At 66.8% G+C, this 23511-nt stretch carries 17 protein-coding genes, 1 tRNA gene and 1 riboswitch; of the genes, 8 read left to right on the forward strand and 10 right to left on the reverse strand.

The window, feature by feature from the left end; genetic code table 11:
* Window positions 1-198, reverse strand: a complete 198-nt coding sequence (thiS, locus tag GY40_RS25655) for a sulfur carrier protein ThiS (protein WP_038368420.1) — start codon at window positions 196-198, stop codon at window positions 1-3.
* Entirely contained in the window at window positions 182-1207 is a 1026-nt protein-coding gene (gene thiO, locus GY40_RS25660; protein ID WP_051988519.1) for a glycine oxidase ThiO, read from the reverse strand. The genes thiS and thiO overlap by 17 nt, the downstream gene beginning before the upstream one ends.
* A 52-nt stretch (window positions 1208-1259) precedes the next feature.
* Window positions 1260-1361: riboswitch (TPP riboswitch) on the reverse strand.
* A gap of 244 nt (window positions 1362-1605) precedes the next feature.
* Here thiO and GY40_RS25665 point away from each other — a divergent pair.
* Window positions 1606-1696: transfer RNA gene (locus GY40_RS25665), tRNA-Ser, on the forward strand.
* A gap of 377 nt (window positions 1697-2073) precedes the next feature.
* Here the strand turns inward: GY40_RS25665 and GY40_RS25670 are convergent.
* Both GY40_RS25670 and GY40_RS28530 read right to left on the reverse strand, forming a co-directional pair.
* Entirely contained in the window at window positions 2074-2358 is a 285-nt protein-coding gene (locus GY40_RS25670; RefSeq protein WP_038368422.1) for a hypothetical protein, read from the reverse strand.
* A gap of 156 nt (window positions 2359-2514) precedes the next feature.
* Window positions 2515-3879 carry a hypothetical protein gene (locus GY40_RS28530; protein ID WP_197062823.1) on the reverse strand — a complete coding sequence of 455 codons (1365 nt, stop codon included), beginning with the start codon at window positions 3877-3879 and terminating at the stop codon, window positions 2515-2517.
* Between the two features lie 802 nt (window positions 3880-4681).
* On the opposite strand from GY40_RS28530, the gene GY40_RS25680 reads away from it, so the two are divergent.
* From GY40_RS25680 to GY40_RS25695, 4 genes are read left to right on the forward strand one after another with little or no spacing between them, the layout of a single operon-like run.
* Complete coding sequence (locus GY40_RS25680; protein ID WP_038368869.1) at window positions 4682-4870, forward strand: DUF3008 family protein; 189 nt, start codon at window positions 4682-4684, stop codon at window positions 4868-4870.
* Window positions 4871-4920: 50 nt separating this feature from the next.
* Window positions 4921-5778, forward strand: a complete 858-nt coding sequence (locus GY40_RS25685; protein WP_038368425.1) for an SDR family oxidoreductase — start codon at window positions 4921-4923, stop codon at window positions 5776-5778.
* 28 nt (window positions 5779-5806) lie between these two features.
* Window positions 5807-8428 carry a DNA ligase D gene (gene ligD / locus GY40_RS25690; protein ID WP_038368428.1) on the forward strand — a complete coding sequence of 874 codons (2622 nt, stop codon included), beginning with the start codon at window positions 5807-5809 and terminating at the stop codon, window positions 8426-8428.
* Between the two features lie 58 nt (window positions 8429-8486).
* The gene (locus tag GY40_RS25695) at window positions 8487-9272 is read left to right on the forward strand and encodes a non-homologous end joining protein Ku (RefSeq protein WP_038368431.1); all 786 of its coding nucleotides are present in this window, start codon (window positions 8487-8489) and stop codon (window positions 9270-9272) included.
* Here GY40_RS25695 and GY40_RS25700 read toward each other — a convergent pair whose 3' ends face one another.
* Window positions 9273-10118 (reverse strand): non-homologous end joining protein Ku, encoded by an 846-nt coding sequence (locus GY40_RS25700; RefSeq protein WP_038368433.1) that lies wholly within the window; start codon window positions 10116-10118, stop codon window positions 9273-9275.
* Window positions 10119-10402: 284 nt separating this feature from the next.
* Here GY40_RS25700 and GY40_RS25705 point away from each other — a divergent pair, with 284 nt between their 5' ends.
* Window positions 10403-11620 carry an efflux RND transporter periplasmic adaptor subunit gene (locus GY40_RS25705; protein WP_051988521.1) on the forward strand — a complete coding sequence of 406 codons (1218 nt, stop codon included), beginning with the start codon at window positions 10403-10405 and terminating at the stop codon, window positions 11618-11620.
* A gap of 2 nt (window positions 11621-11622) precedes the next feature.
* Window positions 11623-14760, forward strand: a complete 3138-nt coding sequence (locus GY40_RS25710) for an efflux RND transporter permease subunit (protein ID WP_038368434.1) — start codon at window positions 11623-11625, stop codon at window positions 14758-14760.
* Between the two features lie 243 nt (window positions 14761-15003).
* Here GY40_RS25710 and GY40_RS25715 read toward each other — a convergent pair whose 3' ends face one another.
* The 5 genes from GY40_RS25715 to GY40_RS25735 form a co-directional block, all read right to left on the reverse strand.
* Window positions 15004-15825, reverse strand: a complete 822-nt coding sequence (locus GY40_RS25715; protein WP_038368435.1) for an ATP-binding cassette domain-containing protein — start codon at window positions 15823-15825, stop codon at window positions 15004-15006.
* Between the two features lie 139 nt (window positions 15826-15964).
* The gene (locus GY40_RS25720; protein WP_038368436.1) at window positions 15965-17044 is read right to left on the reverse strand and encodes a siderophore-interacting protein; all 1080 of its coding nucleotides are present in this window, start codon (window positions 17042-17044) and stop codon (window positions 15965-15967) included.
* On the reverse strand, window positions 17037-19022 hold the full coding sequence (gene fhuB, locus GY40_RS25725) for a Fe(3+)-hydroxamate ABC transporter permease FhuB (RefSeq protein ID WP_051988522.1): 1986 nt from the start codon (window positions 19020-19022) through the stop codon (window positions 17037-17039). The genes GY40_RS25720 and fhuB overlap by 8 nt, the downstream gene beginning before the upstream one ends.
* Entirely contained in the window at window positions 19015-19890 is an 876-nt protein-coding gene (locus GY40_RS25730; protein WP_038368437.1) for an ABC transporter substrate-binding protein, read from the reverse strand. Before GY40_RS25730 ends, fhuB begins: the two co-directional genes overlap by 8 nt.
* A gap of 191 nt (window positions 19891-20081) precedes the next feature.
* Window positions 20082-22298 carry a TonB-dependent siderophore receptor gene (locus GY40_RS25735; protein WP_038368873.1) on the reverse strand — a complete coding sequence of 739 codons (2217 nt, stop codon included), beginning with the start codon at window positions 22296-22298 and terminating at the stop codon, window positions 20082-20084.
* Between the two features lie 237 nt (window positions 22299-22535).
* Here GY40_RS25735 and GY40_RS25740 point away from each other — a divergent pair, with 237 nt between their 5' ends.
* The gene (locus GY40_RS25740; RefSeq protein ID WP_051988523.1) at window positions 22536-23474 is read left to right on the forward strand and encodes a helix-turn-helix domain-containing protein; all 939 of its coding nucleotides are present in this window, start codon (window positions 22536-22538) and stop codon (window positions 23472-23474) included.
* Window positions 23475-23511: the final 37 nt, after the last annotated feature.

Raw genomic sequence — 23511 nt, forward strand, 5'->3', positions numbered from 1 at the left:
TCAACCTCCCTGCATCGGCGCGACGACCTCGATGCGGTCGCCATCGTTGAGCGCGGTCTCGGCGCGCTTGCGGGCCGGGACGAATTCGCCGTTCACAGCGGTGGCGACGATCCGGCCGGCATAGCCGAGCTCGGCCAGCGCCTCGGCCAGCGTCTTGCCCGCGATGTCCTGGGGCGCGCCGTTAAGCAGCAAGGTCATGCAGCATCTCCGGTCGGGATTGCGGGTTCAATACGGCATCGGCCGCCATCCGCGCCATGGCGGGGCTGAGCAGGAAGCCGTGGCGGTAGAGCCCGTTGACATGGATCACCCGGCCCCGGCGCGTCAGCCGCGGCAGGTTGTCGGGAAAGGCCGGGCGGGCATCGGTGCCGATCTCGACGATCTCAGCCTCGCCGAAGGCCGGATGCAGCGCATAGGCCGCGCCGAGCAGCTCGAGCATGGACCGGGCGGAGATGCGCCGGCGCGCGCCGCTCTCGATCATGGTCGCGCCGACCATGAAATGCCCCTCGGCGCGCGGCACGATGTAGAGCGGAATGCGTGGGTGCAGCAGCCGGACCGGACGCGACAGCGCTATCTCGTCGCTCTTCAGGATCAGCATCTCGCCCTTGACGCCGCGCAGATCGGGCAGGACGTCGCGGGCCGCAAGCCCGCGGCAATCGAGCACGATATCGGCGTCGGGCTCGGCCGGCTCGACCGGGCTCTCGAAATGGATCGTCCCGCCTTGCGCGAGAACCTTGTCACCCAGGGCCTTGATCGCCCGGCGCGGATCGAGATGCGCCTCCGCCGCGAAGAACAGCCCGCGCCCGAAGCGCCCGACGAGATCGGGCTCCAGCCGCGCGATCACCTCGCCGTCGATCTCCTCGAAATGGCTGGTGCGCTGGCCGAAGCGGCGCAGCTCCGACCGGTCCCGGCTCGGCGCGACGACGAGCGTGCCCTGTCGCACGACCTCACCCGTATGCCGCTCCCACCAGCCGGCCGCCTCCTGCCCAAGCCGCACCACCGGCTCCTCGGCGCTCTCGCCCTCGCACCAGGGCGCCAGCATGCCGCCGGCATACCAGGAGCAGGCCTCGGCGCCGATGCGCGGACCGCGCTCATGGATGACGACGGCCGCGCCCCTGTCGAGCAACTCGACGGCGCAGGCGAGGCCGACGACGCCGGCGCCGACGATCGCGACGGTGGTCTGGCTTGGCCGATGCGGCAACTGTGCCATGCGCTTCCCATGCTCCCGGGAAGGCAACGGCCGGAGGCGCGATGCAGAGAACTGCGAGCCGAGGACCGTTCCCTTCGCCGGCATTACCCGGATCAGGTACGATGGGTTGGCGTGAGCCACGCCTCTCAGCCTCTCGGCACCCCAACGGACGCGCCCAATCTAGTGAGCTGGGCCCCAGAGAGCAAGGCGAGCCGATGCATACCGGCCTTTCCGGGAGATCGCTCGGCTCGACCTCTCCCTTACCAAGGGAGTGCTCCAGTTCCTCCTGCGCAGCCATATCCCCTCCCGTGTGAAGGGAGCGACCGCCCGCCCCTGTCGACCCGGAGAATTATCCTTGGTGCAAAGTGGCCGGCGAGGCTTGTCAAACGGCGTCACGATCGGGCATAGAGCCTTGCGCTGGAGACGTGGCCGAGAGGCTGAAGGCACTCGTTTGCTAAATGAGCATACCCCACAAGGGTATCGAGGGTTCGAATCCCTCCGTCTCCGCCACCTCTATCTTATTGATCTCATTGAGAAATAACCCTCGGCCAAACCTGTCCGCGACACAGGTTTCGACACGCCATGGGGCACCTCTGGCGCCGGCCTTCGGGCTGGGTATTCCAATTCCATGTCCCGAAAGGATTCGTTGAGCGGCTGGGTGCTACCCCGTTCCGGGTTCGTCTCGGCCGCCTTCCCGGCCCTGCACGCGGAAGGCATCGTGCTGCCCTCCGATGAGACGGGTAAAAAGAAAAGGGGTCCAGCCTCGCTTCTGTCGGCTGGGTGCTCGATGTTGCAAGAGGAACTATGGCTGTAATCGTCGACAATTAATCACGAAGATGAAGCCTCGCTTCCGACTATCGCAGACCTGTGACCGTCCTGGACTTCAGTTAGGCCTGGCCCGGCACAATACCGGTCGCGCGCTCAATCCGCAGCTTCAAGAGGCGCGTTTGAGAACGCTTAAGCCCCTTATGGAAAGGTTCGATCTGAACTTCGCGAAGCGCGGCTCTGTATGCTCGAGCGACTTTCAATTCGGTCCGTATCCGCTCTGCCCAGCGCTGTCCCAGGGGGAGCGAGCGCAGCCATGCGTGATATTCCTGAGCAGCCCGATAGATCTCACGCTCTTGCGCCGCCGGCGGCAACTCCCCCCACAGCTCTGCTTCGATCTCGAACACTTGCTCTCACCGAATTAATGCGGGCGGGCAAATGGCTCCGCCAGCTAATGCCGGCGGAGCCCTGAAGCACGATAGTCAGCGGGGTTTGACGCGTTGGCCAAGAGACGAACTGAGCCATCGGGGGACGTCGTTGCCGAGCTCCGCCCCCTCGAGATTTCACGGGGGGGCAACGCCGGGAGGGCCGGCAGGGCCCTGGGGGCCGGGAGGGCCCTGAGGGCCGGCAGGGCCCTGAGGGCCTTCTGCGCCGTCCGCGCCGGCAGGGCCGGAAGGGCCTTCAGGGCCGGAAGGGCCGACAGGGCCGGAAGGGCCGGCAGGGCCAGGAGCACCGGGAGCACCAGCAGCACCAGCAGCACCGGGCGCACCGGGAGCACCGGGAGCACCGGGCGCGCCAGGCAGGCCAGCTGCCGTGTTCTGACGCGCCTTCGGCAGGTCGCCCGCATCGCGGCCGATATAGGTCGGCATATAGTCTTCGCGATCGCGCCGGATGAGGGTCTTCTCGCCGAGCCACGGCGACACGTCGTTGGTGCCACTGGAGCCGAAATAGACGCGCAAGCCCGCTAGGAAGCTGAACTCGTTTCCGGAGGAACGGCCGAAGCCGCCATCCGACTTCTTGCCATAGGCGGCGTCTGCGAACAGCGAGGCGGCGGTATTGCCGAAATTGGTGAGATACTCCGCGCCGCCCACGAGCTGGTTGCGGCCGCTGGTGTAGCGGTGGCCGATGTTCAATTTGAGGTTATCGGTCACGTACCAGGCAAGGCGCACATCATCGAAGAATCTGGTTTTGTCGTTGCTGGCCACCAGGAAGCTATTGCCGACGCCGCTATAATTGTTCCACTCGACGCCCGCGAGGCCCTCCAGAGTGAAGCGGCCGAAATAGAGCTGGCCTTCGACGCCGCCCTTGGCGTTGTACATGCCGGTATTGCCAGCGCCGGAGATATTCGCTCCCCAGCTCCCGGTGCCATACAGATAGCTGCCGTAAAGCCCAAGCGCGCCGACCCCAGGGTCGCGCCAGAACAGATGCGCCGCAGCGCCGCCCAGGGCTGTGTTGGAGGCCATGCCGCCTATGGCGTCGACCTGAAACCCGAAGGCGGAGCCAAGCGGCAATGCGAGCAGGCCACTGATCTCGCCAAATCCGGAACGGCCGTTGTAGCCGCCGCCCGCTTCGAGCCGGACATTGGTGGCGCTGACGGCCTGGGGGCCGGTTCCGCGCTGGGCGCCCGGCATAACGCCGTCGCCTTTCGTGACGAGGTGCCGCGGCTGAGGAGCACCTCTACTGCCAGACGAACCCTTCAGCCGCGAGATTTCGGCATCGGCGGCCTTCAGCTTGATTTCAAGCGACCTCTGCTTGGCCTGAAGGTCGGTGACGAGCCTGAACAATTGCTCATTGGAGACGCCTTGCGCCTGCGCTGGTGCGATCGACCAGACGGCACAGGCAATAGCCAGCGCAGAGCACCCGGCTCGCAAATTCTTCTCGCTACCGGCGATTAGAGCCGTCTTACCCTTGATGCCGTAATCGAGCATGTTCGTCCCCCTGATCGCAGTAGTCACACCGCGACCTCTGCCGGAGCGGAACACATTTCGGACGTCTGACCAGAGCAGCGACAGTATCTGCTCCCGACTCCTCTTGACGGGATGTCTATTTTAAGCCGTGCGTCGGGCACGGAAAGATTCGCGGCTTTCCGGCTCTTTCAAGGATCGGTACGAGTATCGGTCAGCGCGAACCCGGCCTTGTCCAGGCCCTCCACGATATGGGCGATCTAATCTTCCTGGAACTTGCGTCCGCGCCAATCGGCATAGAGCTCAATGGCGTACTTGACCTCAAATGGCACATAATTGGGATATTCGTCTCTTCCCTGACTCTAAATCCGAGATGTCCACGGACGTGCGTAAGCATAAAGTGCACGAAATAGTGCTTCTCATCGATGCTTGTATTTAAATAAATCTTAAAATCATCCTCGTAATCACACTTGCGATACTATTCCAGAATCGGGACGCCATATGCCATTGCAAGACGGCAGCATTCGCATGCATTCGCACGCTGGACGAGTTCGACGCCCTCTTCATAGCGCTCCATGACGGAGAGGCGATTGCCCGGCGGATCCCGGGTTCGGGGCTATGGCTCACCGCCCCGCCCGCTCGAACTCCTCGAACTTCCCCATGGCGAACAGCACGGCGCAGGGTGTGCGCCAGAGTCGAGTGCAGCGGGAACCTGCTGCCCCCCGGCGTGTTCGTCTTCACATCAGCCATATCCGGATGTGATTCGCCAATTCGGGCGCTTTGACCAGTCGGAATGGCAATCGACGCCCCTGTGAAGGAGGAGATCATGCCTGCAAAATCGGCTGCGCAGCAGAAAGCCGCCGGCGCCGCTTTGGCGGCCAAGCGCGGCGCCATGAAGAAGAGCGGGCTCAAGGGCGCATCGAAATCGATGGAGGCATCGATGAGCGAGGCCGAGCTGGAAAAGATGGCCTCGACCAAGCGCAAGGGGAAGAAGGAACACGCTTCCAAGCACTGACCGCCCAGGCGCGGAGGCCGAGCCGGGCTCCGCCAAGCAGGAGAGCCGTGATGACCGTCCGTTTCGAACCGCCCTTTCCAGAGCAGAAGCAACCGATGCCGGGCCGAACCGACGCGATGACGCCGCGGCCCGACCATGGCGAGTCGAGCTATGTCGGCTCCGGACGGCTGAAGGGCAAGCGGGCCATCATCACCGGCGGCGACAGCGGCATCGGCCGGGCCGTCGCCATCGCCTTCGCGCGGGAAGGAGCCGATCTCCTGATCTCCTATCTCAGCGAGGACGATGATGCGGCCGAGACCGCCCGCTGGATCGAGGAGGCCGGGCAGAAGGCGGTGCTGATGCCCGGAGATATCCAGCACCCCGCCCATTGCCGGGCCATCGTCGAGCGGGCGGCAGATGAGTTCGACGGGCTCGACATCCTCGTCAACAACGCCGCGCATCAGGCGAGCTTCGATGCGATCGAGGAGATTTCCGACGAGGAGTGGCAGCTCACCTTCGCCGTGAACATCCACGCGATGTTCTACCTGACCAAGGCGGCCGTGCCTCACATGAGGCCGGGCTCCTCGATCATCAACACGGCCTCGGTGAATGCGGACAAGCCGAATCCGAGCCTGCTCGCCTATGCGGCGACCAAGGGCGCCATCCAGAATTTCACCGGAGGCCTGGCGCAAATGCTCGCCGGGAAGGGCATCCGCGCCAATGCGGTGGCGCCGGGGCCGATCTGGACGCCGCTCATCCCCTCGACGCTGCCGGCGGAGAGCGTGAGCCAATTCGGCAAGCAGGTGCCGATGCAGCGCCCCGGCCAGCCGGCCGAACTCGCGACGGCCTATGTCATGCTGGCCGATCCGCTCTCCAGCTACGTCTCGGGCGCGACCATCGCCGTGACCGGCGGCCACCCGATCATCTGAGGCACATCCGAAAGACGAGGGCGAAGCCTTGGCCGGAAAGCTGCAAGCCTATCGCGCCAAGCGCGATTTCCGGAAGACGAAGGAGCCGAGCGATGCGAGCGCGGTGGCTCCCTCCAACCGCCTGCGCTTCGTCATCCAGAAGCACGACGCGACGCGGCTCCATTACGATCTCCGGCTGGAGCTGGACGGGGTGTTCAAGTCCTGGGCGGTGACCCGGGGCCCGTCGCTCGACCCTGCCGACAAGCGCCTCGCCGTCGAGGTCGAGGATCACCCGCTCGCCTATGGCGATTTCGAGGGGACGATCCCGAAAGGGCAATATGGCGGCGGCACGGTCCAGCTCTGGGATCGCGGCTACTGGGAGCCGGAAGGCAAGCTGAGCCCGCAGCGCCAGCTCGAAAAGGGCGATCTCAAATTCACGCTCGACGGCAAGCGGCTGAAGGGCAGCTTCGTTCTGGTGCGGATGAAGCATGACCGCGATGGCGGCAAGCGTACCAACTGGTTGCTGATCAAGCACCGCGACGCACATGCGGTCGACTCCGGCGGCGACGCCGTCCTGAAGGCCGAGACCTCGGTGGCCTCGGGCCGGACGATGGATGCCATCGCGGCCGGGCGTGGACGCTCGCCCAAACCTTTCCTGCTGGCCGAACAGGCCATCGATGCGGGCGCCGTCTGGGACAGCACCGAGGGATCGGCGGCGGATGCGCGCGCGGGCAAGCCGGCACGGACCGAGCCGGCCAGCCGAACTCCAAAAGCGGGGCGCACCGCTCCGGCCGCCCTGCCCGATTTCGTTCCGCCGCAGCTCTGCCAGAGCGTCGAGCGGCCGCCGGCGGGGAGCGGCTGGATCCATGAGATCAAGTTCGACGGCTATCGCATCCAGGCGCGCGTCACCGGGGGCAAGGCCACGCTGAAGACGCGCAAGGGCCTCGACTGGACGAAGAAGTTCGGCGCGGTCGCCCAAGCCTTCAAAGACCTGCCGGATTGCATCATCGATGGCGAGATCGTCGCGCTGGACGACCATGGGGCGCCGGATTTTGCTGCGCTCCAGGCAGCCCTCTCCGAGGAGAAGACCGAGAACCTCGTCTTCTTCGCCTTCGACCTGCTTTTCCTCGACGGCGAGGATTGGCGCGAGCAGCCGCTTCTCACCCGCAAGCAGCGGCTGCAGGCGCTCCTGCGCGAGGGCGCCGATGGCGTCACACTTCGCTATGTCGAGCATTTCGAGACCGGCGGCGAGGCGGTGCTGAAATCAGCCTGCCGGCTTTCACTGGAGGGCATCGTCTCGAAGCGGAGCGACGCGCCTTATGTCTCCGGCCGTAGCGACAGCTGGGCCAAGGCGAAATGCCGGGCCGGCCACGAGGTCGTCATCGGCGGCTGGGCGACGACGGCAGGCCAATTCCGCTCGCTGCTCGTCGGCATCCATCGCGGTCCGCATTTCATCTATATCGGCCGGGTTGGCACCGGCTATGGCGCGGCCAAGGTCGACGCGCTGCTGCCGCGGCTGAAGGAGCACGCAGCCAAGGCCTCGCCCTTCACCGGCAAGGGCGCACCGCGACGGGCTCCGGGTGTGCATTGGGTCGAGCCGGTCCTCGTCGCCGAGATCGAATTCGCGGGCTGGACCGGCGACGGCATGGTCCGGCAAGCCGCCTTCAAGGGGCTGCGCGAGGACAAGCCGGCGGCGGAGGTCGAGACCGAATTGCCGGCGCCGCCCACGGAAACCGCGCCGCCAAAGCCCGTATCGGGACGCGGCGGGCGGGTCGATATTCTCGGCGTGCCGCTGTCCAAGCCCGACAAGCCGCTCTGGCCGGATGCCGAGGACGGCAGGCCCGTCACGAAGCTCGACCTCGCCCGTTATTTCGAGGCCGTCGGCACCTGGCTGCTGCCGCATATCCAGGGCCGGCCGTGCTCGCTGCTGCGGGCGCCCGACGGGATCGAGGGCGAGGTGTTCTTCCAGCGCCATGCGGGCCTCGGCACATCGAACCTGTTCGAGCTGGTGAAGATCTTCGGAGACAAGAAATCCTATCTCCAGATCGACCGGATCGAGGCCCTGATCGCGACCGCCCAGATCGGCGGAATCGAACTGCATCCCTGGAATTGCCGGCCGGGCGAGCCGGAGGTGCCGGGGCGGCTGGTCTTCGATCTCGACCCGGGGCCGGGCGTTTCCTTCGATGCGGTGATCGCGGCGGCCAGGACCATGAAGGAACGGCTCGAAGCGCTCGGCCTCGTCAGCTTCTGCAAGACCACCGGCGGCAAGGGCCTCCATGTCGTGACACCGCTGGCGAAGCCCGGTCGCGGCGGCCTGGACTGGCCGGCCGCCAAGGACTTCGCCCGCCGCCTCTGCGCGGCGATCGCTGCCGATGAGCCCGAGCGCTATGTCGTCAACATGGCCAAGCGCCTGCGCAAGGGGCGGATCTTCCTCGATTATCTCCGCAACGATCGCATGGCGACGGCGGTGGCGCCGCTCTCGCCGCGCGCAAGGCCCGGCGCCCATGTCTCGATGCCGCTGACCTGGGCGCAAGTGAAGGCGGGGCTCGACCCCGCCCGCTACACGATCCGCACGGTTCCGAAGCTCCTGACCACGAGCAAGGCCTGGGACGATTACGACGAATCCGAGCGGCCTCTCGCCGAGGCGATCAGGAAGCTCGGTCGCTCCTGATGCCGGGCGGAACGGATCGGGAGACGATGCGTTTCGCGTCGGACTGGAGTGAGCAAACATGGCCCAGCGGACATTCTGGAAAGGCTATCTCAAGCTCTCGCTCGTGACCTGCCCGGTCGCGATGATGCCGGCGCATTCGGAGAGCGAGAAGGTCCGCTTTCACACGCTCAACCGCAAGACCGGGCATCGCATCCAGAGCCGCTTCGTCGACGCCGTCACCGGCAAGCCGGTCGCCGAGGACGACGAGGTCAAGGGCTATCCCAAGGGCGATGACGACTATGTCATGCTGGAGGATGACGAGCTCGACGCCGTCGCGCTGGAGAGCACGCGCACCATCGATATCGAGGTTTTCGCGCCGCGCTCTTCCGTCGGCTGGATCTGGTACGACACGCCGCATTACCTCGTGCCCGACGGCAAGATCGGCGACGAGGCCTTCTCTGTCATCCGCGAGGCGATGAAGTCGACGAAGACCGTCGGCATTTCCCGCGTCGTGCTCTATCGGCGCGAGCGGGCTGTGCTGCTGGAGCCGCGCGACAAAGGCATCGTGCTGTGGACGCTGCGCTATGGCGACGAGGTCCGCGACGAGAAGGACTATTTCGCCGATGTGAAGACAGCCAAGCCCGAGCCCGACATGCGCGCGCTCATGGAAAAGCTGATTACGTCGCGCACCAGGGACTGGTCGCCCGATCTGGTGCAGGATCCTGTCCAGGACGAATTGTTGAGCATCATCAAGGCCAAGCAGAAGGGCCGCAAGCCGGCCCGGAAAGCCGCGCCGGTGGCCAGCGAGGGCAACGTCGTCAGCATCATGGATGCGCTCAAGCGAAGCCTCGAACCGCGGAAGTGATCAGCTTGCCTTGCGCCGCGGCTCGGCTTTGGCGGGTTTGCGTTTCGCGGTCGATTTGACGCCGGATGTCTGGCCGGCCTTGGCGCTCTGCCGGAGGGCGTCGAGCAGGTTGACGACCTTCGCAGGCTCGGGGCGCTTCGCCGGCTTGAGCTTGCGCCCCTCGATCTTCGCCTTGACCAGCTCGGCCAGCGCGCTTTCGTAGCGATCGTCGAAGGCCTTGGGGTCGAAGCGGCCTGCCTTGGTGCGGATGATGTGCTCGGCGAGTTCCAGCATCTCGCCCTCGATCTTCAGCTTCGGAATGTCGTCGAAGGCGCTCTGCGCCGGCCGGACCTCATAGTCGAAATGAAGGGTCGTCGCGACCATGCCGGCCTCATGCGGGCGGATGAGAATCGATCGCATGCGCCGGAAGATCACGGTGCGCGCCAGGGCGGCCGCATCCCGGCGCGCCATGGCGTCGCGGATCAGGCCGAAGGCTTCGGCGGCGACCGGCGTGCTCGGCGTCACGTAATAGGGCCGATCGAGGTACAAATCGTCGATCTCGCCGCAAGGCAGGAAGGTCGCGACGTCGAGAACCTTGTCGCTGTCGGGAATGGCCTCGGCGATCTCCTCCGGCTCCAGGACGATGTAGTCGCCGTCGCCGCGGTCATAGCCCTTGACCTGGTCTTCCTTCTCGACCGGCTTTCCCGAGACCTCGTCGACGAACTGGCGGTGGACCCTGTTCCCGGTCTTGCGGTTCAACATATGGAAGGAGATGCGCTCACTGGTCGAGGCCGCCGTGTAGAGCGCCACCGGGCAGGTGATTTCGGCGACTTTGAAGACGCCCTTCCAGATTGCGCGCGGCGCCATGTCTCCAGCCTCGACATCAGAGCAATGATTGCGAGGAAGGAACGGCCCAGTCCGGGCGATGGTTCCGATGCCGGAGCGAGTCGATCCACCACGATCGGCTTGCCTCGGGGCCCTTGCGCCAGCGGCACCGTGCGCGTTCTGTCGCGCTCCAGGCTCGCTTTGCGAGAGGCGCTGGCCTCGCCGCTAGGGGCGGGTCGTATCGTCTCACCCGTATTCCGCCTTATTGACGCGATAGGCGCAATCGGGAATTGAACGTTATCGACCGCCTGCAAGAAGGACTGTCCATGTCGGCCCAGCGCGCCCGCTCCCCGTCGCGTTTCGCCCTGCCCGGTCTTCTGCTGTGCGCCACGGCCCTGGCCGGCTGCAACCAGGAAAAGGCGGCGCCTCCGGTGCAGCCTCAGGTCCAGGTCAGCGTCGTCGTGCTGCATCCGCAGCCGGTCGCGATCACCGCGGAACTGCCTGGACGCGTCTCGGCCAATCTCGTCGCCGAGGTCAGGCCGCAGGTCAACGGCATCATCAAATCGCGCCTCTTCAAGGAGGGCAGCGAGGTCAAGACCGGGGACGTCCTCTACGAGATCGACCCCGCGCCCTACCAGGCCACCCTCGACAGCGCGGTCGCGGCCCAGCAGAAGGCGGAAGCGGCCGTCGCCAACGCCCAGATCCGGGCCAACCGCTATCAGGAGCTGTTCCAGCGCAACGCCGGCAGCCGCCAGGACATGGACGACGCCAACGCCACGCTGGCGCAGGCCCAGGCCGATGTCGCCTCCGCCAAGGCGAATGTGGAGACCGCCCGGATCAATCTCGCCTACACGAAGGTCACGGCGCCGATCGACGGACGCATCGACAAGTCGGCGCTGACGCCCGGCGCGCTCGTCACCGCAAACCAGGCCACCGCATTGACGACGATCCGGAAGCTCGAGCCGATCAATGTCGACGTTACGCAGTCGAGCACCAACCTGCTGCGCTTCCGCGACGACATCGCTTCGGGGAAGCTGCGCTTCACGGGCCTCAACGTGGCGGTGAAGCTGAAGCTCGATACCGGCACCGAATACAACCAGTCCGGCAAGCTCGAATTCGCCGAGGCCAATATCGACCCGACGACCGGGACGTTCTCGGTGCGCGCCGAGTTCCCCAATCCCGACCGCATCCTGCTGCCGGGCATGTTCGTGCGGGCCGTGATCCAGGAAGGCGTCGCCGAGAACAGCTTCCTGCTGCCGCAGCGCGGCGTGGGCCGCAACACCAAGGGCGAGGCGACGGGCAAGTTCGTCGGGCCGGACGGCAAGGTCGAGGAGCGCGTGCTGGCCACCCGCCGCAACATCGGCAACAACTGGCTGGTGGACAGCGGCGTCAAGGACGGCGAGCAGCTCATCGTCGAGGGCGGCCAGCTCGTCCGGTCGGGCCAGACCGTGACCGTCAGCGAGGTCTCCATCGACGAAGCGACGGGTGAGCTCAAATCGGCCAACCGGCGGGCGGAAGCCAGCCCCAGCACGGTCAAGAACTGACCATGTCGCGCTTCTTCATCGAGAGGCCGATCTTCGCCTGGGTCGTCGCCATCGTGATCATGCTGGCGGGCGTGCTCGCCCTGCGGACCCTGCCGGTCTCGCAATATCCGCAGATCGCGCCGACGACCGTGCAGATCAGTGCCAATTATCCGGGCGCCGACGCCCAGACCGTCGAGAACTCGGTGACCAAGGTCATCGAGCAAGGCATGACCGGCGTCGACAACCTGCAATACATGACGGCGACCTCGACCTCGACCGGCAACGCCACGATCACGCTGACCTTCACGAACGCGGCCGATCCGGACGTGGCGCAGATGCAGGTGCAGAACAAGCTCGCGCTCGTGACGCGCCAGTTGCCCCAGGTCGTGCAGAGCACCGGCGTCACCGTCGCCAAGGCCGCGACCGGCTTCCTCATGGTCGCAGCCTTCGTCTCCAGCGACGGGCGGCTCTCGACCACGGACCTCGCCGACTATGTCGACTCGACGCTCAACGACACGCTGAAGCGCGTCGAAGGCGTCGGCACGACCCAGCTCTTCGGCGCCGGCTACGCAATGCGCATCTGGCTCGACCCCGACAAGCTGCAGAAATACGCGCTGATGCCGGGCGACGTGATCAACGCGATCCAGGCCCAGAACGTGCAGATCTCGGCCGGCCAGCTCGGCGGGCTGCCGCAGGTCAAGGGCCAGCAGCTCAACGCGACCGTGACCGCGCTCAGCCGCCTGCAGACGCCACAGCAATTCGAGAACATCATCCTCAAGAGCGGCACCTCGGGCTCGATCGTCCGGATCAACGATGTCGCGCGCGTCGAGCTCGGCGCCAAGAGCTACGACACGGTCAGCTTCTACAACGGCAAGCCGACGACCGGCCTCGCGATCAGCCTCGCCACCGGCGCGAACGCGCTCGACACGGCGGCCAAGGTCAAGGCCACCATTGAGCGGCTGGCGCCGACGCTGCCGGAGGGGGTCGAGGTCGTCTATCCCTACGACACCACGCCCTTCGTCCAGCTTTCCATCGAGAAGGTGGTGCACACGCTGTTCGAGGCGATCCTGCTCGTCTTCGTGGTGATGTTCGTCTTCCTGCAGAGCCTGCGCGCGACGGTGATCCCGATGCTCGCCGTGCCGGTCGTCCTGCTCGGCACCTTCGGCGTGCTCGCCGTCGCCGGCTATTCGGTGAACACCCTCACCATGTTCGCCATGGTGCTGGCGATCGGCCTGCTCGTCGACGACGCGATCGTCGTGGTCGAGAATGTCGAGCGCGTGATGCACGAGGAAAAGCTCGGCCCCAAGGAAGCGACGATCCGCTCGATGGGCGAGATCACCGGCGCGCTCGTCGGCATCGCCACGGTGCTCTCGGCGGTGTTCGTGCCGATGGCCTTCTTCGGCGGGTCGGTCGGCGTGATCTACCGGCAGTTCTCGGTGACGATCGTCACCGCCATGATCCTGTCGGTCCTCGTCGCCATGATCCTGACGCCGGCGCTCTGCGCCACGCTCCTCAAGGCGCCCGGCGAGCACAGCAAGACATGGGCTCCCTTCGCCTGGTTCAACCGCAATTTCGACCGCACCACCAATGGCTACCGCAACGGTGTCGGCGGGATGATCAAGCGCCCGATGCGCTTCCTGCTCGTCTTCCTGCTGATCGGCGGCGGCATGGGCTATCTGTTCGCGCGGCTGCCCAGCTCCTTCCTGCCCGACGAAGACCAGGGCGTTCTGTTCACGCTCGTGCAGCTTCCGGTCGGAGCGACGCAGGACCGGACGCTCAAGGTGCTCGACGAGGTGCGCGAGCACTACCTGACCAAGGAGAAGGATCTGGTCGAGGGCGTCCTGACGGTCGGCGGCTTCAGCTTCAGCGGCCAGGGGCAGAATGTCGGCCTCGCCTTCGTGCGGCTCAAGCCCTTCGAGCAGCGGCCCGGCAAGCAGGCGACGGCGCAGGCCATCGCCGGCCGCGCGATGGGCGCGTTCCGCACGCTGAAGGACGGCTTCGCCTTCGCGCTGGCACCGCCCGCCCTGCAGGGCTTCGGCAACACGTCGGGCTTCGATTTCTACCTGCAGGACGTCGCCGGCGCCGGCCATGAGCGGCTGATGCAGGTCCGCAACCAGCTCCTCGGCCTCGCCGGGCAGAGCAAGCTGCTCACCGGCACCCGGCCGAACGGGCAGGAGGACCAGCCGCAATACTCCGTCACCATCGACCAGGAGAAGGCGAGCGCGCTGACCCTGTCGCTCGCGGACGTCAATACGACGCTCTCGGCAGCCTGGGGTTCGGCCTATGTCAACGACTTCATCGACCGCGGCCGCGTCAAATCGGTCTATGTCCAGTCGGATGCGCCCTTCCGCATGCAGCCTCTGGATGTCGGGCGCTGGTATGTCCGCAACCAGGAGGGAGGCATGGTGCCGTTCTCGGCCTTCGCCTCCGGCCAATGGAGCTACGGCTCGCCACGCCTCGAACGCTATAACGGCGCCTCGGCGGTCGAGATCCAGGGAGCGGCCGCGGCCGGCGTCAGCTCGGGCGCGGCAATGGACGAGATCGACCGGATCGCGAGCCAGCTTCCGACCGGCTTCGGGCATGAATGGACGGGGTTGTCCTATCAGGAGCGGCTGTCGGGCAGCCAGGCCGTCGCGCTCTATGCGCTGTCGATGCTCGTCGTCTTCCTGTGCCTGGCCGCGCTCTATGAGAGCTGGTCGATTCCCTTCGCGGTGATGCTGTGCGTGCCGATCGGCATCTTCGGCGCGCTCGCGGCGGCGACGCTGTTCGGCCAGAGCAACGACGTCTACTTCAAGGTCGGCCTGCTCACCACGATCGGGCTGGCGGCGAAGAACGCCATCCTGATCGTCGAGTTCGCGATCGAGCAGGAGGCGTCCGGCAAGGGGCTGGTCGAGGCGACGCTCGAAGCGGCGCGCCAGCGCCTGCGTCCGATCCTGATGACCTCCTTCGCCTTCATCCTCGGCGTGCTGCCGCTCGCGGTTGCGACCGGCGCCGGCTCCGGCAGCCAGAACGCGATCGGCATCGGCGTGATGGGCGGCATGATCGCGGCCACGGCCATCGGCGTCTTCTTCGTGCCGTTGCTCTATGTCGCCGTGGTCCGCCTCGTCCGGCGGATGCGCGGACAGGGCAAGGATACCAAGGAAGTCGAGACGGCGGCCTGAGGCTCTGCCCTTGGTCGAAACCGCTCCGTCATTCCGGGCGCCGCGAAAGCGGAGACCCGGAATCCATCGCAGAGCGCCGTCGCCCTATGATGGATTCCGGATCGGCGCAGCTCTCGCGCCTGGTCCGGAATGACAGCGTGCATCCTGCTCTCACTTTTTGATGAGAGACGGATTCAGATTTCAGATGGAAACACTTGTGTTTCCATCTGAAATCGTCCTGCGCTCACCCCGCCGACAGCGCTCTCAGGGCGCGAAGGCGAGCGGGCGGCCCGTCTGCGGATGCTGCAGCACGGTCATCCGCACGCCGTAGATCGCCTCGAGCTCGGCGGGACGCATGATCGCGTCGGGCGCTCCGCGCGCGATCATGCGCCCCGAATGCAGGGCGACGATCTCGTCGCAATAGTTCGCCGCCATGTTGACGTCGTGCAGCACGACGACCACGCCGATATTGCGCTCCTGCGAGAGGCGCCGCACCAGCGCGAGCACCTCAATCTGATGCGCGACATCGAGCGCCGAGATCGGCTCGTCAAGCAGGAGATATTCCGCATCCTGCGCCACCAGCATGGCGAGCCAGACGCGCTGGCGCTCGCCGCCCGACAAGGTGTCGACGAGCCGGTCGGCGAAGCGCGCGACATCGGTCAGCGCCATCGCCTCCCTGACCTTCTCGCGGTCCCGCTCGCCGAACCGGCCGAGCGCACCATGCCAGGGATAGCGGCCGAGCGCGACGAGCTCCTTCACCAGCATGCCGGAGGCCGGCGGCGTCTGCTGCGGCAGATAGGCGACCTTGCGGGCGAAGGCGCGGTCGCCCCAATCCGGCAGCGCCTTGCCCTCGAAGCGGATGGTTCCGCCGGACACCGGCTGCTGGCGGGCCAGAAGCTTGAGCAGGGTCGATTTGCCCGAGCCGTTATGGCCGATGAGCCCGACGACGCGGTGGCCGGACAAGGTCAGGCTCAGCGGCTCCAGCAGCACGCGGCCGGGGATCGCGAAGCTCACCGCGTCCAGCGCAAAGAGCGGCTGCGGCACGGCCGGCTGGAGCGCGGCGGAAGGAGAGGCTGTCTCGAGCATGTGCGTCATCGTTCCTTCTGGAGCATCGGCCCGAAAACTGGCATGCGGTTTTCGAAAAAAAGCCGATGCAAAAACAAAGAGCTACAGCATCGGACTGAATACGATATTCGGTCCGATGCTGTAGGCGGTCGAACCCGGTTCAGTCGCGCTCGCGCTCGACCGCGGCGTGCCCCCGGCGCCAATACGCCGCGACGAGGTGGCGATCCCTGGCCATGCCGCGCTCCTTGCGCAGATAGGTCCTGATCGCACGGGCGGAGGCCTGCTCGCTGCCGATCAGGGCATAATGCGCCCCGCCTTGCGGCCATTCCACCGCCCGGATGGCCCGTTCGAGCAGATCGGTCGAACCCGCTTCGGCGCCGTTGCGATGCAGCCAGCGCAGATCGAGCGTGGCGGCGGAAGCGATCGGTTGCTCCTCCCGCGCATCGGCGACCTCGATACGCAAGATCGCCTTCGCACCAGCCGGCAGGCTTTCCGCGAAACGCGCGATCACCGGAAGCGCAGTTTCGTCGCCGCCGAGCAGGTAGCAATCGGCCGGGACGATCTCGCCGCCGCCCGGCCCCATCAGGCCGACGGTGTCGCCCGGCCCGGCCGTACGCGCCCAGACGGAGCCGGGCGTGTCCTCATGCAGCACGACATCGATATCGACCTCGCCGCGGGCATGGTCGAGGCTGCGGATGGTGTAGACGCGCGTCGTCAGCTCGTCCTCGCCCTTCGGCCAGAGCACGCGGCCATCGGGCGCCAGCGACGGCCAGACGGGCGCCCTGCCCTGCGGCGGGATCAGCACCCGGACATGCAGGCCGCCCGTCTCGAGCTGGCCGACATCCGCGACCGCGAGCGTGACGCGCCGCATGCGTGGGGTGACCGGGCGGCTCGCACGCACGGTCGCCTGATGGAAATACGGAATCGCGATGAGGTCGCAGCCATCGCCGCTCCAGAGGAAAGCGGGTGCCGACCCTTCAGTGCATTCGGCGATGTGTTCGGCCAGCAGGGAGCGGGCGATGAACAGGTAATTCAGCTGATCCGACGCGGCATGCAGGTGCAGCGCCTGCGCCCCGGCCTCCATCTCGACGGCGCCCATCCGGCTCTCGAAGCGGCCGCGGGGTCCGTCCCGCGTCACGGTTCCGCGCTCCGTGAGACGCTCGCAGAGACGATCCAGCAGCGCGTGCGGATCGGGCAGCGCGATCGAGGTCGATGCGGTGAAAAGGATCGTCTCAGTCATGGCTTTCCGCTCCGCGGCTCAACAGCCAGATCAGGTAGGGGCCGCCGATCAGGGCGGCGAAGAGCCCGACCGGGATCTGGTAGGGGAAGATGACGACGCGCGAGAGCCAGTCGGCCAGCACCATGACGCCTGCGCCCAGCGCCATCGCCGCGGCAAGCTGATGACGGCCCTGGGCGAAGCCGGAGAGGCGCGCCAGATGCGGCGCGACGAGGCCGATCAGGCTCAAGGGCCCGATCAGCAGCGAGGCGATGCCGGTGAGCAAGGCGGCGAAGGTCGCCAGCGTCAGCCTTCCAAGGCGGCGCGGCAGGCCGACCGCAAGGCTCACCCCCTCCCCCAGCGGCAGGATGTCGAGCCAGCGCGAGAACAGGAACAGCGGCAGGCAGAGGGCGACGCAGCTCGCGACCGCGATCCAGGCCTCGGCGGCGCCAACCCGGTTGGTCGAGCCGGACATCCAGACCAGCAGCAGGTAGCCGCGCATGTCGCCCTGAGCGAGCACCGTCGAGACGACCGCCATCGACAGCGCTCCGAGTGCGACGCCGGCCAGCAGCAGGCGCGCCGGCCCCGTCCCGGCCCGGCCGGCGATCAGCAGCATGGCGAGGAGCACGGCGAGCGAGCCGCCGCCGGCTCCGAGCGCCATCGTCCATGGCGTGACGGTGCTGCTCAGAAACAGCACCAGCGCCAGACCGACGCCGCCGCCCGCGCTGACGCCGAGCACGTCCGGCCCGGCGAGCGGATTGGCGGTGAGGCGCTGCATCAGCGTTCCCGCCGCCGCCAGCATCGCTCCGGCGAAGCCCGCGGCGACGATACGCGGCCCCCGGAACGGCAGCAGATCGGCGAAAAGCTGGCCTGTCGCGAGGCTCCAGCCATCCGGACCGCGCCCGAGCACGAGCGCGCCGAGGGTGACGATGGCCGCCACGGCCATGAGGGTGGACACGGCCAGCACGGGCCGGCGGACGCGGCTCGACTCGCGCCAGCCGGATGTCATCTGCGGCGGCACGGTCGGCGGGATGCGCCCGAGCATCCAGAGCAGCAGCGGCCCGCCGAGCAGCGCTGTTGCCGCACCGGTCGGGGCGAGATCGGCCGTGGCCGAACCGAGTATCTGCACGGCGCTGTCGGTGAAGGAGACCAGGACGGCGCCGGCCAATGGCGCCGCTATCAGGCGATCGCGCAGGCGCCGCGCCCCGAGCGCCCGCGCCAGGATCGGGGCGGCGAGTCCGACGAAACCGATGATGCCGATTTGCGCGACCACCGTCGCCGCGAGCCAGACCGCGACGACGAGGACGGCCAGCCGCGCCGCCAGCAGCGCGACGCCGAGACTGCGGGCGCTGGCATCGTCGAGCGCGAGCAGGGTCAGAGGCCGCAGCAGGGCGAAGGAAGCGGCAAAGCCGAGGAGGAGACGTGGAGCCAGCGCGAGTGGCACGTCCCAGCTCTGCTGGTTGAGCGAGCCCGCGCCCCAGATGAAGAGGGAAAAGAGATAATCGCCCTTGGCCAGCACCACGGCCGCACCCAGCGCCGCCGCCACCAGCGAAACCACCATGCCGGAGAGGATGACGGTGACCGGGTCGAGCTTGCGCCGCCAGCTCAGCGCCAGCACGAGCGCTACGGCGGCCGCCCCGCCCGCGAAGGCCGTCGCCTCGCGCGAGAAGGCGATCAGCGCCGGCGCGAAGGCCGTGGCCATGGTGAGCGCGAGCTGGGCGCCCGCGGCGAGGCCGAGCGTCGAGGGATCTGCGATGGGATTGCGCAGCACCTGCTGCAGGAGCAGGCCGGCAAGGCCCAGCGCAGCGCCGCAAAGCAGCGCCGTGACGAAGCGCGGCAGCAAGCTGTGCCAGAGCAGGATCTGCTCCAGCGGCGCGACGATGGCCGGATCGCCCGGCAGCGGCGCGCGGGTGGCGAGCACGGCGGCGAAGGGCAGTGCGACGAGCGCGAGCGCCGCCAGCGCGGCCGCGAAGGGCCGATGCAGGAAGAGCGGCCTAATCACGCTTCGCCGCTCCCGCCTGTTCGAGGGCCGCCGTCAGCAGGCGGGCGAAGCGACGCGCCGCCGGCAGACCGCCATAGGGGTCGATCGAGCCCAGCGTCAGGACGCGCCCGGCCCGGACATTCGGCAGGGCATTCCAGAAGGCGCTGCGTCCGAGCAGGCGCGAGGCATCGGCCGGCACGGGCGGGATCATCACGATCCAGGCCTCGGGCACGCGGGCGAGTTCCTCCAGCCCCACCGGCGCCATGGCGGAATAATTGGTCGGCTCGGTCCAGGCATTGGCGATGCCGAGCCGGGCCAGCACCGCGCCGAACATGCTGTCGGCGCCGAAGACGCGGAAATGGCGGGCATCGCCGAGATTGATCGGGATGACCGGCAGGCCGTCGAGCGCCTGGAGCCGCTGCCGGCAGGCATCGAGCTCGGCATGGGTCTCGGCGATATAGCGCCCGGCCCGTTCGGCGATGCCGAGGCGCTCGCCGATCGCGCGCATCATCGCCTCCGCCGCCGGGAATGGATCGACGCGCGGTGCATAGAGCGTGAAGCTCTCCACCGGCGCGATCAGGCGCAGGCGCGGCACTGAGGATTCATAGAAATGAGTGATGTAGATCAGCTCCGGCCGGGCGAGCTGCAGCACCTCGTAATTGACCGTGCCGCGCAAGCCGAGATCGGCGACGCCATCCGGCACCGGCGGCTCGACCGCGACCTCGCGGAACTGGACGAGCTCGGTCGCAGCCACCGGCGGGCGGCCGAGCGCCAGCGACGTCTCCAGCACCGCCCAGTCGATCGTCGCGACACGCAGCGGCGCCTGCCCCCGTCCCGGCGATGCCAGGCCGAGCAGCGCGGGCAGAGCTAGCATCGCGCGCCGGGTCATGCCGGCGGCTCGAATGGCCTGTTCGCTGGATAGGGTCGGCGGCAAGACGATACGTGGTCCAGTGTTCGGGAACGGCGAAGAGGCCGCGGCTTTTGCCCCGGCCTCGCATCATGCGGTATTTGGTTCATTGCATCGGCTTTTTCCGAAAACCGCATTCCACTTTTCGGGCCGATGCTCTCGCCGCGCGCGACCTACCATTTGTAGCTGGCGGAGACCGTGACGGTGCGGGCATCGCCATAGCCGCAGCCGGAATAACCCTGGCAGCTCTTCACATAGACCTTGTCGAGGAGATTGGTGACGTTCACCGCGAAGGACCAGTCGTCGATCTTGTAGCGGATCGCGGCATCGACCAGCGTCACGGCCGGCACCTTCAGCGTGTTCTCGTTGTCGGCCCAGGACTTGCCGACATAGCGCAGGCCGGCGCCGAGGCCGAGGCCCCTCAGCGGCCCCTCGGTGACGGTGTAGTCGAGCCAGCCCGAGGCGGTCACCTCCGGCACGATGAAGGGCGTCTTGCCGATATAGGCAGCGCGGGTGTCCTTCGTCGTCTTGAGGTCGAAGGCGGTGAAGCTCGCCAGCACCTTCCAGTTCTCGTCGAGATTGGCCTTGGCCTCGAGCTCGAAGCCGGTCGAGGTGACCTCGCCGAGCTGGGTCGAGGCGAAGGGGTTGAGCGCCGTCGGCGACGGGGTGACGACGTTCTGCTTCACCAGCCGGAAGACCGAGGCCGTGATCAGCGCGTCCATGAAGCCCGGCTTGTACTTCACCCCGGCCTCGTATTGGTGGCCCTTCTCCGGCTGGAACGGCGTCGCCGGACCGCCCGTCAGGTTGGGCACGGCATCGAAGACCGGGTTGAAGAAGGTCGCGGCGCTGACATAGGGCGTCAAGCCGTTGGCGAACTCATAGGCCAGGCCGGCGCGGCCGGAGAAGGCCGCCTCGTTCTTGCTGTAGCTCGGCGAGAACAGCAGGCCGGGCGCGCTGACGGATTTTTTCTTGGTGTAGTCGTAGCGGCCGTTCAGCGTGACGAGCCAGCCATCGCCGAAGCGGAGCTGATCCTGGAGGTAGAGCCCGAACTGGTGGTGGTCCAGTTCCTGGTTCAGATAGACCGAGGGCATGCCCTGCGGCGCGCCGTAGACCGGGTTGGTCACGCTGATCGGCGTGGCGCCGCCCGATGCCTGCGTCTGGTCGATGTTGAAGTATTTGTAGTCGGCGCCGAGCAGCAGCGAATGCTCGACCGGCCCGGTGCGGAAGCTCCGCTCCAGCCGGTTGTCGAGCAGGAAAGTGTTGACCTGCGTGCGCTCCTGGAAGCCGATGCGGTAGAGCTGGTAATCGGGCGCCAGCGGCTGGAAGCCGTTCCCGAACGGCGCGTCCGGCCCGGAATAACCGTAGCCATAGGGGCCGAGCTGCGAGCCGCGCATATGGCCGTAGCGGGCGTTCTGGCTGAAGGTCCAGCCATTGTCGAACTCGTGCTTGAACTCCCAGCCCAGCATGGTCTGGACGCGCTTCTGGCTGTCGATATCCGGCTCGCCGAGAAAGGCCTTGCGCGGGATGCGGCCGAAGGGCGCGTTCACCACCGTGCCGACATAGGGCAGGAAGCCGCCGCCGACATGGATCTGGTCGAGCGCCGAATAATAGCCATAGGCCGTGAAGCTGGTCGCCCCGTTCGGCTTGTAGGTGATTTGCGGCAGGATGAAGCCGCGGAAATCCTTGGCGACGTCGGTGTACTGGTCGCCGCCGGAGATGCGCCCCGTGAGGCGCGTGCTCCAGATGCCCTGCTTGTCGCTGACCCCGATGTCAATATTCGTATAGGCGTTGCCGAAATTGTTGATGCCGGTCTCGACCAGGCCGAAATTCCTCCCGTTCGGGCGCTTGCTGATCATGTTGACGATGCCGCCGGGATTGCCGCCGCCGTAGAGGACAGAGGCCGGTCCCTTCAGCACCTCCACCCGCTCGAGCATGAACGGGTCGATCTGGAAGCCGCCGAAGCCGAAGGCATAGTTCGACAGCCCGTCGAGATACATGCCGGTCTGCGTCGCCTGGAAACCGCGGATGAAGACCCAGTCGGTATCCGGGTCCGGGCCGAAGGGCTGGGCCGTGACGCCGGCGGTGTAGCGCAGGGCTTCGTCGACCTTCTGGACGTTGCGGTCCTCGAGCTCCCGCCGGCCGATCACCGAGACGGCCTGCGGGATCGCCGTGATCGGCGTATTGGTCTTCGAGCCCGTCCCCGTGCGCTGCGGCACGTAGCCGTTGACCGGACCGGTCGCGGTCTCGGCCTGGCCTTCGACCGTGATCGTGTCGAGCTGCACCGTTGCCGGCTGAGCCTGGACCTGCCGATCTTGCCGGGCCTGGGCGAAGGCCGGGCCAGCGATCGCCAGAAGCGAAGCGGCCGATCCAAGAATAAATCTAATCTTCATGCGATCAGTATAGCGCATAATTCGCTTCTACCAGAATGAGTGATGTCGTATTCGAATATTCGGTATTTAGAATAATTCAAAACGACGCTTATCTCGGGACAATTCCCCCTAACATTCACACCAACAACCGGATTGATCGTTTCTGCTATGCATTGAACGTTTTTGTTCTGTCCCGTATCATGCGGCCACGGTGTTGCATTCTCGCCACCTTTCCATCGCCCCCGACGGAAGAAGTCGATGTCGTTCCAGCCGCGCATGAATTCCGTCCGGGAGGGCATCAGCGTCATCGGCACGCTGAAATGGCGCGCCTTCAACGGTGTGATCGCCGATCTCTGGCAGGCGCGCTGCGAAAAGGGCGCGCGCGGCGAATATGTCTCGCAGCATCCGCGGCTGTTCATCGTGCTCGAGACGGAAGGCGGATCGTTCGAGACGCGGCTCTCGCCCGGCGGGCCCGGCATTGCGAGCGCACCCGGGGGATCATCGATCAGCTACATGCCGGCCGGGATGCCGGTCTGGACGCGCATCGACGAGCGGCTGCGGCTGAAGCATCTCGACCTGCATTTCGACGCGCAGGAGATCGCGGAACGGCTCGCCGAGCCGCTCGACCGGGCCATCCTCGCGCAACCCCGCATCATGTTCAGCGACGAGCGCATCATGGCGCTGGCGCGGATGATCGCAGCCGAATGCGCGGAGCCGGAGCGACGGCACGACCTCTATGGCGACGGGCTCGTGCTCGCCCTGCTGATCGATCTCTTCCAGGTCCAGCGCCGTGAGCCGCGCCGGCGCTCGTCGCTGACAGGCGAGCAATTGCGGCGCGTCACCGATTTCATCGCCGATCATTGCGGCGACAATATCCGCCTGCAGGAGCTGGCGGCGCTGGTCGACCTCTCGCAATCGCATTTCAGCCATGCCTTCAAGGCGGCGACCGGCCTGCCGCCGCACCAATGGCAATTGCAGGCGCGCGTGCGGAAGGGCCAGGAGATGCTGGCTGCCGGCGACCGCACCCTGACGGAGATCGCGGCCGAGATCGGCTTTTCCGACCAGGCGCATTTCACCCGCGTCTTCCGCCGCATCGCCGGCGAGACGCCCGCCGCCTGGCAGCGGGCGCGGCGCAGTAGCGCGGCCATCCCATTGGGCGGAGCGAGGCAGCCGGCCAAACGCAGGGAATCGGCGTAACGCGCTCCATCGCGACGGGCCTTCAACGCGAGCGCGA

The sequence above is a fragment of the Allobosea sp. UNC402CLCol genome, assembly GCF_000745475.1.
Lineage (GTDB): Bacteria > Pseudomonadota > Alphaproteobacteria > Rhizobiales > Beijerinckiaceae > Allobosea > Allobosea spartocytisi.

Excerpts from the sequence above, each read along its gene's own strand:
- thiS (WP_038368420.1), bottom strand. The coding sequence starts at position 198 with ATGACCTTGCTGCTTAACGGCGCGCCCCAGGACATCGCGGGCAAGACG.
- thiO (WP_051988519.1), bottom strand. The coding sequence starts at position 1,207 with ATGGCACAGTTGCCGCATCGGCCAAGCCAGACCACCGTCGCGATCGTC.
- GY40_RS28530 (WP_197062823.1), bottom strand. The coding sequence starts at position 3,879 with ATGCTCGATTACGGCATCAAGGGTAAGACGGCTCTAATCGCCGGTAGC.
- GY40_RS25680 (WP_038368869.1), top strand. The coding sequence starts at position 4,682 with ATGCCTGCAAAATCGGCTGCGCAGCAGAAAGCCGCCGGCGCCGCTTTG.
- GY40_RS25685 (WP_038368425.1), top strand. The coding sequence starts at position 4,921 with ATGACCGTCCGTTTCGAACCGCCCTTTCCAGAGCAGAAGCAACCGATG.
- GY40_RS25695 (WP_038368431.1), top strand. The coding sequence starts at position 8,487 with ATGGCCCAGCGGACATTCTGGAAAGGCTATCTCAAGCTCTCGCTCGTG.
- GY40_RS25700 (WP_038368433.1), bottom strand. The coding sequence starts at position 10,118 with ATGGCGCCGCGCGCAATCTGGAAGGGCGTCTTCAAAGTCGCCGAAATC.
- GY40_RS25705 (WP_051988521.1), top strand. The coding sequence starts at position 10,403 with ATGTCGGCCCAGCGCGCCCGCTCCCCGTCGCGTTTCGCCCTGCCCGGT.
- GY40_RS25710 (WP_038368434.1), top strand. The coding sequence starts at position 11,623 with ATGTCGCGCTTCTTCATCGAGAGGCCGATCTTCGCCTGGGTCGTCGCC.
- GY40_RS25715 (WP_038368435.1), bottom strand. The coding sequence starts at position 15,825 with ATGCTCGAGACAGCCTCTCCTTCCGCCGCGCTCCAGCCGGCCGTGCCG.
- GY40_RS25720 (WP_038368436.1), bottom strand. The coding sequence starts at position 17,044 with ATGACTGAGACGATCCTTTTCACCGCATCGACCTCGATCGCGCTGCCC.
- GY40_RS25730 (WP_038368437.1), bottom strand. The coding sequence starts at position 19,890 with ATGACCCGGCGCGCGATGCTAGCTCTGCCCGCGCTGCTCGGCCTGGCA.
- GY40_RS25735 (WP_038368873.1), bottom strand. The coding sequence starts at position 22,298 with ATGAAGATTAGATTTATTCTTGGATCGGCCGCTTCGCTTCTGGCGATC.
- GY40_RS25740 (WP_051988523.1), top strand. The coding sequence starts at position 22,536 with ATGTCGTTCCAGCCGCGCATGAATTCCGTCCGGGAGGGCATCAGCGTC.